General features: G+C 69.9%; 12 protein-coding genes, 1 tRNA gene, 1 other RNA gene and 2 pseudogenes. 13 read left to right on the top strand and 3 right to left on the bottom strand.

Annotated elements, in window-relative coordinates; translation table 11 throughout:
• The first annotated feature begins 9 nt into the window (after window positions 1-9).
• From AB0D04_RS18040 to AB0D04_RS18015, 6 genes are all read left to right on the top strand, one after another.
• Window positions 10-972 (top strand): hypothetical protein, encoded by a 963-nt coding sequence (locus tag AB0D04_RS18040; RefSeq protein WP_362703950.1) that lies wholly within the window; start codon window positions 10-12, stop codon window positions 970-972.
• A gap of 368 nt (window positions 973-1,340) precedes the next feature.
• Window positions 1,341-1,490: a hypothetical protein gene (locus AB0D04_RS18035; protein ID WP_362703947.1), complete on the top strand. Its 150-nt coding sequence runs from the start codon at window positions 1,341-1,343 to the stop codon at window positions 1,488-1,490.
• Between the two features lie 461 nt (window positions 1,491-1,951).
• Window positions 1,952-3,802 carry an ABC transporter ATP-binding protein gene (locus AB0D04_RS18030; protein ID WP_362704035.1) on the top strand — a complete coding sequence of 617 codons (1,851 nt, stop codon included), beginning with the start codon at window positions 1,952-1,954 and terminating at the stop codon, window positions 3,800-3,802.
• Between the two features lie 165 nt (window positions 3,803-3,967).
• Window positions 3,968-4,726 carry a DUF998 domain-containing protein gene (locus tag AB0D04_RS18025; RefSeq protein ID WP_362703945.1) on the top strand — a complete coding sequence of 253 codons (759 nt, stop codon included), beginning with the start codon at window positions 3,968-3,970 and terminating at the stop codon, window positions 4,724-4,726.
• Window positions 4,727-4,910: 184 nt separating this feature from the next.
• Window positions 4,911-5,231 (top strand): GYD domain-containing protein, encoded by a 321-nt coding sequence (locus AB0D04_RS18020; protein WP_362703942.1) that lies wholly within the window; start codon window positions 4,911-4,913, stop codon window positions 5,229-5,231.
• Between the two features lie 366 nt (window positions 5,232-5,597).
• A complete protein-coding gene (locus tag AB0D04_RS18015; RefSeq protein WP_362703939.1) occupies window positions 5,598-7,055 on the top strand; it encodes an erythromycin esterase family protein in 1,458 nt (485 codons plus the stop codon).
• A 248-nt stretch (window positions 7,056-7,303) separates the two neighbouring features.
• Here AB0D04_RS18015 and AB0D04_RS18010 read toward each other — a convergent pair whose 3' ends face one another.
• Window positions 7,304-7,969: a TetR/AcrR family transcriptional regulator gene (locus AB0D04_RS18010; RefSeq protein WP_362703936.1), complete on the bottom strand. Its 666-nt coding sequence runs from the start codon at window positions 7,967-7,969 to the stop codon at window positions 7,304-7,306.
• A 120-nt stretch (window positions 7,970-8,089) separates the two neighbouring features.
• On the opposite strand from AB0D04_RS18010, the gene AB0D04_RS18005 reads away from it, so the two are divergent.
• On the top strand, window positions 8,090-8,641 hold the full coding sequence (locus AB0D04_RS18005) for a dihydrofolate reductase family protein (protein ID WP_362703933.1): 552 nt from the start codon (window positions 8,090-8,092) through the stop codon (window positions 8,639-8,641).
• A 34-nt stretch (window positions 8,642-8,675) separates the two neighbouring features.
• Window positions 8,676-9,245 (top strand): dihydrofolate reductase family protein, encoded by a 570-nt coding sequence (locus AB0D04_RS18000; RefSeq protein ID WP_362703931.1) that lies wholly within the window; start codon window positions 8,676-8,678, stop codon window positions 9,243-9,245.
• Window positions 9,246-9,503: 258 nt separating this feature from the next.
• Here AB0D04_RS18000 and AB0D04_RS17995 read toward each other — a convergent pair whose 3' ends face one another.
• Window positions 9,504-9,635 carry a hypothetical protein gene (locus AB0D04_RS17995; RefSeq protein WP_362703928.1) on the bottom strand — a complete coding sequence of 44 codons (132 nt, stop codon included), beginning with the start codon at window positions 9,633-9,635 and terminating at the stop codon, window positions 9,504-9,506.
• Between AB0D04_RS17995 and AB0D04_RS17990 the strand changes: the two genes are divergently transcribed.
• The 4 genes and pseudogenes from AB0D04_RS17990 to AB0D04_RS17975 form a co-directional block, all read left to right on the top strand.
• Complete coding sequence (locus AB0D04_RS17990) at window positions 9,613-9,933, top strand: DNA-binding protein (protein WP_362703926.1); 321 nt, start codon at window positions 9,613-9,615, stop codon at window positions 9,931-9,933. The two genes, AB0D04_RS17995 and AB0D04_RS17990, sit on opposite strands and share 23 nt — an antisense overlap.
• Before the next feature lie 310 nt (window positions 9,934-10,243).
• Window positions 10,244-10,510, top strand: coding sequence for a hypothetical protein (locus tag AB0D04_RS17985; RefSeq protein WP_362703924.1), 267 nt, complete (start codon window positions 10,244-10,246; stop codon window positions 10,508-10,510).
• 1,067 nt (window positions 10,511-11,577) lie between these two features.
• A pseudogene (locus AB0D04_RS17980) lies at window positions 11,578-12,167 on the top strand (leucine zipper domain-containing protein); the annotation flags it as partial.
• A 5-nt stretch (window positions 12,168-12,172) separates the two neighbouring features.
• Window positions 12,173-12,544, top strand: a pseudogene (locus AB0D04_RS17975) (tyrosine-type recombinase/integrase); the annotation flags it as partial.
• 80 nt (window positions 12,545-12,624) lie between these two features.
• On the opposite strand, the gene AB0D04_RS17970 reads toward AB0D04_RS17975, so the two are convergent.
• Window positions 12,625-12,712: transfer RNA gene (locus AB0D04_RS17970), tRNA-Ser, on the bottom strand.
• A 119-nt stretch (window positions 12,713-12,831) separates the two neighbouring features.
• Between AB0D04_RS17970 and ffs the strand changes: the two genes are divergently transcribed.
• Window positions 12,832-12,930, top strand: an RNA gene (ffs, locus tag AB0D04_RS17965) — signal recognition particle sRNA small type.
• The last annotated feature ends 6 nt before the right edge of the window (window positions 12,931-12,936 follow it).

Genomic DNA, 12,936 nt, shown 5'->3' with positions numbered 1-12,936 from the left:
AAGCCAGCCATGTCCGCCTTCATACGCCGCCGCCGCAAAGGCAGCCTTCCCCGTCTGGCCCCCGAACTCGACGACGTCACCCTGGGCAAGGTCCGGCGGCGCGTCGAGACCTGCTGGGACCGCGGTTCGCTCGACTTCGCTGTGATGGCCCTGCTCTCGAACGTGATCGACGACGCCGGCCAGGACTGGGACCGCAAGGCCCACCGCCTGGAGGTGCTGGCCGGGTCCGCCGGGCGGGCGCTGCCCGGCATCTGGCGCGAGCACAAGCCGAACGACCAGGGGGCATTGCTGCTCCATGCCTGGTCGGACGTGGTCCAGGCCCGTCAGCAGGGCTCCGTCGGCGACCTGTCCGACGTCCGCGCGTCCTGCCGGCGCGCCGCCGAGCTGCTTCCCGCCGACCCCATTCCGTGGACCCTCCACTTGGCCACGCTGCGCCTGGAGCGGCGCCCCACCCGTGAGCTGTCGCCGATCTGGCGCGAGATCAAGGCCCGCGACCCCTGGAACCGGGAGGCCCACCTCCAGGCCCTGGGCTATCTCTCACCGGAGGAGTGCGGCTCCAGCGTCCTGGTCCTGGACCTGCTCGACGGCCTCCGCGCCGAAATGCCGCCGAACGCCCCCACCGCCGCCCTGGAACTCACCGCGATCGTCCGCAACCACCAGCGCGCCGTCGCCGTCGGCGGCCTGATGGCCCTCGGTGCCGCGGAGATCTGGCGCCGCCCCGACGTCGCCAAGGCCCTCGACCAGGCCGCACAGGACTGGACCACCCCGGGCTTCCTCACACACGCGGCGGCGGTCGCCGATTTCAACCTCCTGGCCTACGCGTTGCTCAAATCCACCCGCCCGACCGAGGCCGCGACCGCCCTGCGCGCCACCGGGGCCGTGGCCACTCCCTGGCCGTGGAACGCGGACGGGGAACCGCTGGAGCGGTTTGCGCATTTCTACGGACGGTATTGCCAGGAGGGTTCTGCCTAGCCGTCAGGCTGTGGGGCGATCAGGCGGACTGACTGCCCCTCTGCTGCTGACTGATGGCCACTCAGCCCGAGTGGCCATCAGGATGCCGGGTGTCACGGCGAGCTGACGGAGAGAGGCCCGCGGACCACAACAGCCAGCCACCCGGCTCTGGTTGAGGCGGGGGACTCGCACCCGCCCGCCGTGCCGTGCCCCGCCTCGCGTCCGGATGTCACGAGGCCACGCTGCGCGCCCAGGCGACCGCAATGTGTCATATTTCCGTTTTGCGTGAAAATTCACGCATAAGTCCTTGTTGTCGGTAACAAGGCGTCGTAGCCTCGAAAGTGTCGTAATCAGCCAGATGCGGCAAACCGGAACAACAGGAGGCGGTTATGAGCTTCCGGCATGTCTTCCCGCGCAGACGTAGGCACGGCGGCGACGACTGGGACGACTGGTACGGCGACGGCTACGGGCGCAGGCGGCGTCACCACCGTCGGCACCGTCGCTTCCGCAGGCGTCGGTTCTTCGGGTACTACGACTAGGTCAGATTCCTGACCAGTTGTCCTGACGAGATGTCCTGAGAGCGAGGCGGGCTCGCGTTCTGCGCGGGTCGGCCTCGCAATCTTGAGCGGCCGGATTCTGTCTCCGGCCCCATCGGCCCGAGCACACCGGACGACGGTTTGACGTAGCCACCATGGATTATCACAGCGCACGTCAGCGCCCAGCGCACTCCGAAGGGCCCCCTCGAACGGGCGCGAGCCGAGCGGTCTTTGGGCAGGAGCCACCCTCCGAAGGGCCGGGCTCCGGGCCACCAGGCGCAAGTTCAAGACCGCAGGGCTCCAGCGCGGCGCCGCGAAAGCGCGGCCGTGGGTCCGCCGCCGGACCGCCAGTATGTGGCCCCAAACGACTTGCTCCAGAGCCCCAGTCATCCGCTCTCGAGCCCTCATCACCAGGCCTGGCGGGCCCTCAGGACCCGGCCTCCCTGGGCGCAGGCAAAGGCGGCCTGGCGACCGACCACAGCTACCCGTACCCCCAGCACTTCCGCGCCCGAGAGGCATTCCGGCGCTTTTGGCCTCTGACCAAGGGCGACCGGCGCTGGCTCATCTGCATCCTCCTGTGCGCCGTCGTGGCCGCCGTCGCCGAGACTTTCGCGATCCTTCTCTTCGCCCAACTCACCGACAACGCCCTCCAGAAGGGCTCCGTCAGCGCTTTCTGGACACCGGCCACCAAATGGCTCTCCATCGCCGTCGCCGGCGCCATCGTGGGATACCTGGGCAACTCGCTCGGCGCCTGGACCGCCGAACGCTTCGTGGTGCGGCTACGGGCCCGAGTCTTCGCCCACCTCCAGAAGCTGCCGCCCCACTTCTTCCAGCGCAACCGGCGCGGCGACCTGGTGGAACGGCTGACGGGTGACGTCGACGCCATCGAACAGCTTGTGGTCTCCGGCCTGCTCCAGGCGGTAACGGCCCTGTTCAGCATCATTTTTTACGGCGCCGCGGCCCTGCTGCTGCGGTGGGACCTGGCCCTCGCCACCTTCCTGCTGGTCCCGGTGTTCTGGTTCGTCACCAACCAATTCACCGGCCGTCTGCAAAAGGTGGCGCGCCGTGAACGCCGGGCGGACGGTGCCATCACCTCGGTCGTCGAGGAGACCCTGGTGAACGTCGTCCTGACCCAGGCCTACAACCGGCAGCACGACGAGGAGGAACGGCTCCGCCGCGAGACGGGAACATGGTTCCGCGCATCGGTGACCAGCGCCCGCCTCAACGAGTTCTATGCGCAGGTGCTGGAGGTCCTCGAAACGCTCTGCGTCCTGGCGATCATCGGCCTGGGCGCCTGGGAGATCTCCGCCGGCCGGATGACCCTGGGGCAGCTGCTGGCCTTCGCCGCCTTCATCGGCTACCTCTACCCGCCGATCCGCAGCCTCGGCCAGCTCGGTCTCATGGTCACCGCCGCGACCGCCGGCGCCGACCGCCTGCTGGAGATCCTCGACGCCGAACCCGCGGTGACCGACCCACCCCCCTCCCAGGTCATAGCGGCCCCGGACCGCGCCGTCGGCGAGGTGGAGGCGCGGCAGGTCACCTTCCGCTACCCCGACACCCACACCGACGTCCTGAGGGACTTCTCGTTCTCCGCCGTCCCCGGAGAACTGCTGGTCATCACCGGTCCCAGCGGCGCGGGCAAGTCGACCCTGGCCAACCTGCTGCTGCGGTTCTACGACCCGGGTTCCGGCAGCATCCGGCTGGACGGCATCCCCGTGAACCGGCTGCCGCTCGCCCAGCTCCGCCGGAACATCACGCTGCTGCCGCAGGAGACGCTCGTCCTGCACGACACCGTGGAGGAGAACATCGCCTCCGGACGTGACCGTGCGAGCCATGAGGACGTCGTGCACGCGGCACGGGCCGCCGACGCCGAGGACTTCATCTCCGCCCTCCCGAACGGCTACCAGACCGTCATCGCCCCCGGCACCGCCCGGCTCTCCGGCGGGCAGCTCCAGCGCATCGCGATCGCCCGCGCCATGCTGCGCAACGCCCCCGTACTCATCCTCGACGAGCCCACCACCGGCCTGGACACCATCGCCGCCGAGCGCATCCTCGGTCCGCTGCACCGCCTGGCCGAAGGCCGCACCACCCTCGTGATCACCCACGACCTGGCCCTCGCCGCCGGCGCCGACCGCGTCCTCGTCCTGGACGAAGGACGCCTGGTCCAATCGGGCACGCACACCCAACTCCTGCACCAGAGCGGCATGTACGCCTCACTCCTCGAAGCGCATCCCCCCGCGCGCAACGGCACGGTGCATCCCCGTGCGGGCCCCGCCGCCCCCGCCGCCGGCCCGCCCGGGAGCCGCGTGCAGTAAGGCCGTTGGCGCCTCCCCCGAAAGAGCCAGGGCGGCATCCCGACGACGGGGGATGCCGGGGGACTCCGATTTCCCCCATCGCAGCGATGTGCGCGCACCTGCCCGACTGCGACTCTTCGTCGGAACGCACGCGGAGCTCAGAGGGGGATCATGAGGCCGAACCCGGTGTCACACCCGGAAACCCGAACCCGAACCCGTACGACCCACACCCAAGTCCGTACAGGCGCCAGAATCGGCGCCGTCCTGTGGATCATCGCCGCCGTGCAGTTCATGGCCGTCCAACTGGCCGTGGGCGCCGCCTGGCGCACGCCCTACAGCTGGGTACGCAACAACATCAGCGACCTGGGCAACGTCCACTGCCGGACCTGGGACGTCTCCCGGCCGCGCTATGTGTGCTCACCCCTGCACGACCTCATGAACACCTCCTTCGTCGTCCATGGCGCGCTCCTGCTGGCCGGCGCCCTGATGACCGGCGCCGCCTGCTGGGGGCGCGGCGGCATGTCGCTGACCAGCAGAATCCTGTTCCTGATCCAGGCGGCCGCATGGGGCCTCGTGGGCTTCGTCCCCGCCGACGTCGACGAAAACCTCCACGTACTGGGCGCATTGATCATCATGGGGTTCGGGAACCTGGGGCTCTTGTGTGCGGGATTCCTCCGCCGCGGCTCCCTGCTCGGCGGACTGCGCCCCTTCACCCTCGCCGTCGCCGTGGTCGCGTCGGCCGCCGCGGGGATGTTCTTCGGCCAGTACGACCCCGGAATCGGCATGGGCACCCTGGAACGGCTTGCCGCCTTCGGGACCGACGCCTGGGTGCTGGTCGCCGCACTCGCCGTTCTCCGGCGTTGCGTACAGCGCGTACCCGAGGAGCCGGGGGCCGCTCCCGTACCCGTACCGCCGCCCGCTCATCTGCTGCCCGCACGACGGTGATCACCGCGCTCGGCCCCGCCACCGGGTCCGTCCCGCCACCGCGCCCGTCCGGTCCGTTCGGCGGAACATAACGGCCGCAGCCGCACCACACCGGTCCATAGTGGATGCAGCCGCATCCGGCGCGCCGTGGCAGCGGCCCACCGGAGCACGGGAGCACGGGAGCACGGGAGCACGGGAGAGCCGCATGCCGAAGTACCTGGTTCAGGCGAGCTACACCCCCGAGGGAGCGAAAGGCCTGCTCAGCGAGGGCGGCAGCAGTCGGCGAGCCGCCGTGGAGCAGGCCGTCGCCTCCTGCGGAGGCACGCTCGAGGCGATGTATTTCGCCTACGGAGAGGACGACCTGTACTGCATCATCGACTTCCCCGACCCCCTGTCCATGGCCGCCGTCTCGATGACGGTCCGGGCCTCCGGGGCGCTGCACTCCAAGGCGACACCGCTGCTGGCCGTCGAGGAGATCGATGAGGCCGCCAAGAAGGGCGTCGACTTCCGGCCGCCCGGCAGCTGACCGGCGACATGGCGGCCGGGGAAGGGCCGCCGGCCTCCGCCCTCACTGCAGCGGTGCCCCTCGGCCGCTACGGCCGCCCCGAGGAGATCGCCGCAGCGATCGTCTTTCTCGCCGGCCCGGCTGCTCTCCGTACGCCGCGCATGCCCCGCCGGAAATGGCGATGCGTGCCGCGACCGCCCTTGGTACGGTCCCCGACATGTTCATGTGCACCGGGCAGAGCTGGTTCCTCAGGCCCCGCAGCGCCGCCTAGCGGCAAGCTGCGGCCGACGTTCGTTGCGCACAGCTTCGCCGCACTCCGGTTCCCCGCCGGTGCGGTGCTCGACGCTGCCCGGCTCCGACGATGACTCACACCGCGGAGCACCTTCCATGAACGACCAGAACCACCACCACGGCGCCCACCACCACCACAGCGATCTGCGTGATCTCCTCCCTCCGGCCGAGCCGACCCTGGCGGCCGCCCCCGCCGAACTGACGCAGTGGGTCACCCGGCACGCCTCCCGGCTGGCCGATCTCGGCCCCGGAGCGGACCCGGGAGCGCCGCTCGACGACCTGGAGCCGCTGCGCGGCCTCGTCGGCGGCGCCCGCGTGGTCGCCCTCGGTGAGAACTCCCACCAGATCCGCGAGTTCGGCCTGCTGCGCCACCGCATCCTGCGCTTCCTCGTCGAGGAACTGGGCTTCACCGTCTACGCCATGGAGTACGGAGCCGCCGAGGGCCGCGCCGTGGACGCCTGGATCCAGGGCGGGCCGGGCGACATCGACGACCTCCTGGCCCCCGAAAGCAGCGGAGCCCACGGCAACGGCACCGAAGGCGAAGACGAAGACGAAGACGAAGGTAACGGCGCCAAGGTCAGCAAGGGCCTGGGGCAGCCGGCCGAGTGCCGGGACACCCTGCGATGGCTGCGCCGTCACAACGCCGGCGCCGCGCACCCGGTCCGCTTCGTCGGCTGCGACATCCCCATGGCGGGTGGCTCGCTCGCGCCCGTACTGGAGCCGGTCGCCGCCTACTTGGCCACCGTGGACCCCGGCGCGCTGCGCTTCCTGAACACCGCGCTGGAGGTCTCCGAGCCGATCGCGGGCGGGACGGTCATGGTGCCCGCCTACGCCAGGCTCGACCTGGACCCGGCGGAGCAGGACCGCCTCACCACCGCGCTCGCCCGGCTGCTGGGCCGTTTCACGGACCTGCGCGAGATCTACACCGGGCGCAGCGGCCGCACGGCGTACGAGACCGCGCTGTCGGACGTCCGCGCGGCAGTGACGACCGACCGGGCCCAGCGCGCCATGGCCGAAGCGCTCGCGGGCGCGCCCGACGGCCTGAACTTCGCCGCCCGGGAGCGCTATCTGGCCGACACGCTGCTGGAGTTCCTGGAGCGGTCCGGGCCCGGCAGCCGCGTCGTCCTGGTCGGGCACAACGCCCACATCCAGCGCTCCGCCAACCAGGCCGACGGCCCACTGGCGGTGACGACCATGGGCCATCTGCTCTCCCGGGCGCTCGGCGCGGACTACGTTCCCCTCGCGCTGACCGGCAACGGAGGCGAGACGGTGGAGAACGTGCCCGACCGGGACCACCCGCTCGGAATGCGCTGGGGCCGGGCCACCACCCCTGAGGCCGCGCCGGACAGCGTCGAGGCGCTGTTCGCGGGCGTGCCCGGGGAGCCGGCCCTGGTGGACGCGCGGGCGCTGCGCGCGTACGCGCGCCGTCACGGGCTGCCGGAGCCGGTCCGCACCCGGTTGGACACCGCCTTCCTCGAGATCCCGGCCCTGGAGGCGTTCGACGGGATCATCTGTGTCCCGGACACCACCCTCGGCGCCGATACGCCGCAGTAAGAGGCAAGAGCACCAGGACCACGGGCAGGGCGGGCCGTTCCGGACACGTCACGGGCGGCCCGCCGCACCCGCCACCGGCAACCGGGCCTGCGGGCCTGGGGGGCGGCGGAACGACACGCAGCAAGGGGGCAGCTGCGCAAGCCGTCCGCGCCCAGGGGCTCGCCGAGCGGATCACCACCGCCGTATCAGGGCCTGTCCGACGGGGCGGGACGGGGCGTGATGAAGCCTCACCAGGCTCGATCCGAGGGTCAGATGCCGCGTTCGATCATGTCGATCACCTGCTGGCCCGCGTCGTGGGCCTGGGTGGGGTGAAGGCCGCGGAGGGGGCCGTCGATGACGAGGGCGGCGAGGCCGTGGACGGCGGACCAGGCGAGGAACTCGGCGCCGGGCCGCCGGTCTTCGGGCAGCAGTCCCGTGGCCACGAGGTCGTCGAGAGCCGCGCCGAGGAGCTCGAAGGGGGTCTTGCCGCTGGTTCCGGCGGCGGTGTCGGCGGCGGCGTGGGTCATGTCGCCGGGGACGTGGAACGCGGTGCGGAACAGGCCGGGTTCCTCCTGGGCGAAGCGCAGATAGCCGGTGCCGACCGCGCGGAAGCGGGCCCGGGCACGGGCCGCCGGGTCCGCCGCCTCCGGCAGGGCGGCCTGTTCGGCCTCCATGGTGCGGGCGACCCGGGCCATCGCCGCCTGGGAGACGGCGTGCAGCAGTGCGCCCCGGTCGGCGAAGTGACGGTAGGCCGCGTTGGGTACGACTCCCGCCTGGCGGGTGGCGGCCCGTAGTGCCACGGCCTCCGGCCCGCCCTCGCGGGCGAGTTCGAGACCGGCCTCGATCAGCGCGTTGCGAAGGTCGCCGTGGCGGTAGGTGTTCCGCTTCGGCTTGTCGGCCTCTGCAGCCATCACCAACTCCAATGTGGACAGCATCCACTTAACTCGTTTAGGCTTCTGCAAGATCGACCGGGGGGCGCGGATCACTGCACCCTCCGAATGTGGACATCGTACACAAGGGTACTGCTGTGCCCGTCTCCCGGAGGAAGCCCTCACATGCGCAAGGTCATTGCATCCGTGTACATCACGCTCGACGGCGTCGTGGAGAACCCGGCGTGGACGGCCCCGTTCTTCAACGACGAGGCGGCGAAGTTCGCCCAGGCCCAGCTGTTCGCCGCCGATGCCCTCCTCCTGGGCCGCGTCACCTACCAGGGCTTCGTCCAGGCATGGCCGTCCATGACCGACGAGGACGGCTTCGCCGACAAGATGAACTCCATGCCCAAGTACGTGGCCACCACCACGCTGGAGACCCCCGAGTGGAACGCCACGTTCCTCGGCGGCGACGTGCCGGCGGCGGTGGCCGAGCTCAAGCAGCAGGACGGCGGGGACCTGCTCATCTACGGCAGCGGCGATCTCGTCAACACGCTCCTGGAGTGCGACCTGATCGACGAACTGCGGCTGTGGGCCCACCCTGTCATCGAAGGCACCGGCAAGCGCCTGTTCACCGAGAGGTCCCCGAAGAAGACCCTCCGGCCGATCGGCACCACCACCTTCAGCACCGGCGCCCAGGTCCACGCCTACGCCCCCGCACGCCCGGCCGGCCAGTAACCGCACCGGCACCTTCACGCAGCAGGAGAACCCCATGGGAAAGATCACCCACTTCGTGCACCAGTCGCTGGACGGCTACATCGAGGGCCCGAACGGCGAGTTCGACTGGCCCGTCATGGGCGGCGAGCTCTCCGGCTACTCGCAGGCCCTCACCGCCGGCGTCGACATCTTTCTCTACGGCCGCACGGTGTGGGACATGATGTCCGGCTACTGGCCCCACGCCGAGGAGCACTCCACCCACGAGCACGACCTCGCGTTCGCCCCCGTCTGGCGCAAGACCCCCAAGATCGTGGTCTCCTCGACGCTCAAGGAGGCCGACTGGAACACCCGCGTGATCAACACGGACGTCGTCGAGGAGCTCACCGCCCTCAAGCGGAGCGGCGCCCACCTGCTGCTGTTCGGCGGCTCCGCACTCGCCGGCTTCCTCACCGAACATCAACTGATCGACGAGTACCAGATCTTCGTCCACCCCGTCGTGCTCGGCGGCGGCAAGCCCGTCTTCCGCGCCCCCCAGCAGCGACTCCACCTCACCCTCGCCGAATCCCGGACCTTCGACTCCCAGGTCGTCCTCCTCCGCCATGAAGTGGCCGACCGGCCTTCCTGAGGCGCCGTTGGGGCCGAGGATGCCGAAGATCTCCCCCTCCTCGACGGCGAAGGACGGGGCGGGGCAGGCGCGGACATCGGCCATCGCGCGCGAAGCGGCATCAGCCGATCGGTTGATGGCGGGGTACGACCGAGTGGAGGGCGGACCGAGCGCGACGAGATGCTCGCCGAGGTCCGGAGCTGCGGTACGCCAGCGAACGCAACCAGAACTGCAACCACGGGAGTGGAGCAGCGCGAGTGAGTCCAGACTCTGCCCTTCTCACTCCCCGTTCTGCGGCCAGGCCGCGGCGAGGGCGGCGACCGGGTCGGTGTCGGCCGGTGCCGCGGGCCACTCGGCCTGGATTGCCCAGGACCGGAAGATTCTGGCGATGTTCCAGCTGTTCCACGACATGGGCGCAGACCTCGTCGTCAGTGCCAACACCATCGTGGAGGTGAGCCACTCCAGGGTGAATCTGCCCCGGCTGCAGTGGGCGCTGTCCCGGGTCAAGGTGGAGCCGGTCACGGAGGCAGCGGCCAAGGCGGCGGCACAGCTGCTCAAGGCCACAGGTCTGCACGGGCACACGTACGCGATTGACGCGACAGTCGCGGAAGCGGCCCTGCGCCGGCCCGGCCCGGCCGCCATCCTCACGTCGGATGTCGATGACATGACCCGCCTGTGCGGCGGCAAGGTCCGGATGATCGGGCTCTGACCGCTGCCGTGACTCCGTCACGCAGAACGCAACCAAAACTGCAGCCGATCCACGCCGAAGAGCCGAGCCACGGTTGTGGCTCGGCTCTTCGTTTCGCCTGTTCAGGCGGGTGCGGAGGATACGAGATTCGAACTCGTGAGGGGTTGTCCCCCACACGCTTTCCAAGTCTGTTGCCGCCGTACAGGGCTGCGTACGAGGCTGTTCACCTGCGTTCGCGCCGGGTCAGCGGCCCAGCCGGTACCGGCTCCGGTCCCGCCCTGAACACTCGTGAACGGCGCTGAATGAGACGGAAACTGAGACGGGGGCTCCGATGGAACGCGTAGAGGCCGAGCTGTTCACCGCTGGCAGCAACGACGCCGTGGTGCGCCTCCCGGGACGCAACTTCCCCGGAGTCTTGATCCAGGGGGACACCCTCAGCATCCTCCGGACGGACGTGGCCGAACTCGTCGAGCTGTGCGCCGCCGGCAACCTGGAGGGGGCCCGACACGTGGCGAGCCTCCTCCATGCCGACCTGGGAGAGAAGCTCCTGCGGTACACGGACGCGCTCGAAGCCCACGGAATTCGCAGGCCCTTCTGATCCGTAGCTCTCACAAGATCGGTCGCTGGCGGTCGCACCGGTCGCCTTGGAGCCCCTGAAGAGTGCTCTTGGACGGGAGCAGTTGCTGTAGTTGCTGTACTTCGCTGCTGTACAGCAACACTCCAACGAGACAGACGAACTGCTGGCCACACCCATGATCACCCGATGTAGCGTTACAGGCATGATGGTTTGGATTTTTATCGCTATGGCCTTGGTTTTTAGCAACCTGTCAATTTGGCTGTCTCGGCGCAGCTGGCGTCAGCAGCAGGAGAGCGTTGTTCGGTAGCGCCGCCGGCCCCGCCCCCACCTACCTCCTCACCACCCCTCATTCGCACCTTCCTTGCCGCCCTCGGGGCTCCCCGCCTGGACTCGCTCCTGAGATCCGGGTGCCTGGTGACTGCTCAGCCTGTGCCGGTGGTGGTGTCTGCGGTCGGCCTGGGGAAAGCGTCGGCGGTGGTGTCGGCCCGTGGGGTGTCTGCTCGGTCCGGCGCTGCTTTTGGGCGGGGCAAAGCGTCTATCGGGTCACCTCGTGGCATCTGTGGTGGCGCGGGGCCGCAGGCAGGAGCGTCGCCCCCAGTCCACGAGCCCGCGCCGGCCTGCGTGGCGGGCCGGTGGGGTGTGATCCGTAGCGGCGGCTGTCAAAGCCGTTGGCTTGCGCACCGGATGCCGAAGGCAAGAGCACCCACAGGGCCAGAGCCACGAGCCGCTCGCCTTCCTGCGGGGACCGCGCCGCGAGATGCTGACCACCGAGGTACATGACGGTTGCTGGCCTCGATCGGCTCTCCACGGCATCAACCGGCTGCGGATACCGTGCGATTGGCACTTGGAGACCCGGCAAGGGAACGGCACCCTCGTGAGAGCCCTGGAGCGTTCCCCCTCCTCCCTCTTCCCCGACCGGAGGGAGGGGCTTGATGAGGTAGAGAAATCGGTAACGGCTCTGTGGCCAGGTGTTCTGTCCGGGGAGGTTGTGGACAGATGAGGCAGGTCTCGGTTGAGGGATCTTGAACGGGTGAGGGCCTTCCGCGTTCGGTGTGGATTGCGACGTCTACACCGACCGAAAGGCCCTCGTGCCCCACCGTGATGCACCCCTGACCGAGACCGGCCGGCTGCGTCTGGCCCGCTGCGTCGTCGAGGACGGCCGGCCCCTGCGACGGGCCGCCGAACGCTTCCAGGTCTCCCCGACCACGGCCCAGCGGTGGTCGGCCCGTTACCGTGCCCTGGGTGAGGCCGGCATGGCGGACCGGTCTTCTCGCCCCCGGCACAGTCCGCGACGCACCCCGACCCGGACCGAGCGGCGGGTTATCAAAGTCCGGCTCGCGCGCCGGGGGGCCCGGCCCGCATCGCGCACCTGCTGGGCCTGGTGCCCTCGACCGTGCACGGCGTACTGTCCCGCTTCGGCCTGGCCCGCCTGGCGCATCTCGACCGCGCCACCGGCCGCGTCATACGCCGCTACGAACGCGAGCGGCCCGGCGAACCCGTCCACGTCGACATCAAGAAGCTCGGCAACATCCCCGATGGCGGCCACAAGACGCTCGGCCGCCCAGCAGGCCGCAAGACCCGCTCCGGCGCCGGCTACAGCTACATCCACACCGCCGTCGACGACCACTCCCGCCTCGCCTACAGCGAAATCCACGCAGACGAGAAGAAGGAAACCGCCACCGCCTTCGTGCCCACCAGGAGGAGCAGGAGCGGGAGCGCCCGGCGGCCGGCACAGAGTGGGAGGGCTCGGGGTAGGTCTTCGCTTCGCCCACCGGCGGGCCTCTGATCCCGAACACGGACTACCACCGGTGGAAGCAGCTCCTGCAAGACGCCGGGGTCCGGGACGGCAGGCTCCATGACGCACGCCACACCGCTGCGACGGTGCTGCTCCTGTTCGGCGTCCCGGATGTCGTGGTGGACGCGATCATGGGCTGGGAGCCGGGTGGTGCCGCTCGGATGCGGGCCCGGTACATGCACGTGACCGGGGCCCTGCTGAAGAAAGCGGCCGGGCAGGTCGGCGAAGCCCTCTGGGGACCGCCGCCCGAAAGCAAGTGAGACGGAAACTGAGACGGAGAACGTCGAAGGGCCCCACCGCAAGCGGTGGGGCCCTTCGACGTATTGCCCGGTGAGAGCAATGGCGGAGGATACGAGATTCGAACTCGTGAGGGGTTGCCCCCAACACGCTTTCCAAGCGTGCGCCCTAGGCCACTAGGCGAATCCTCCGCCGCAAACAATACAAGACGTTGGGGAGTGCTCGCGAACATGATCCGGAGGACGGGGCCGGGTGGGAGCGGGGTGGGGGACGGGTTCGTTTTTCGGGTGGGGGATCGGCTAGTGTGGTGCGCAGCCCCTCACGTGGCGCTATCTGACTGAACTCCCCCAGGGCCGGAAGGCAGCAAGGGTAGGTCGGCTCTGGCGGGTGCGTGGGGGGCGCTTGCGTTTGCGGG

Source organism: Streptomyces sp. NPDC048483, from assembly GCF_040651455.1.
In the GTDB taxonomy this organism is placed as follows: Bacteria; Actinomycetota; Actinomycetes; order Streptomycetales; family Streptomycetaceae; genus Streptomyces.
The sequence above is the reverse complement of the archived record's forward strand: the minus strand, read 5'-3'. Positions and strand labels throughout refer to the sequence as shown.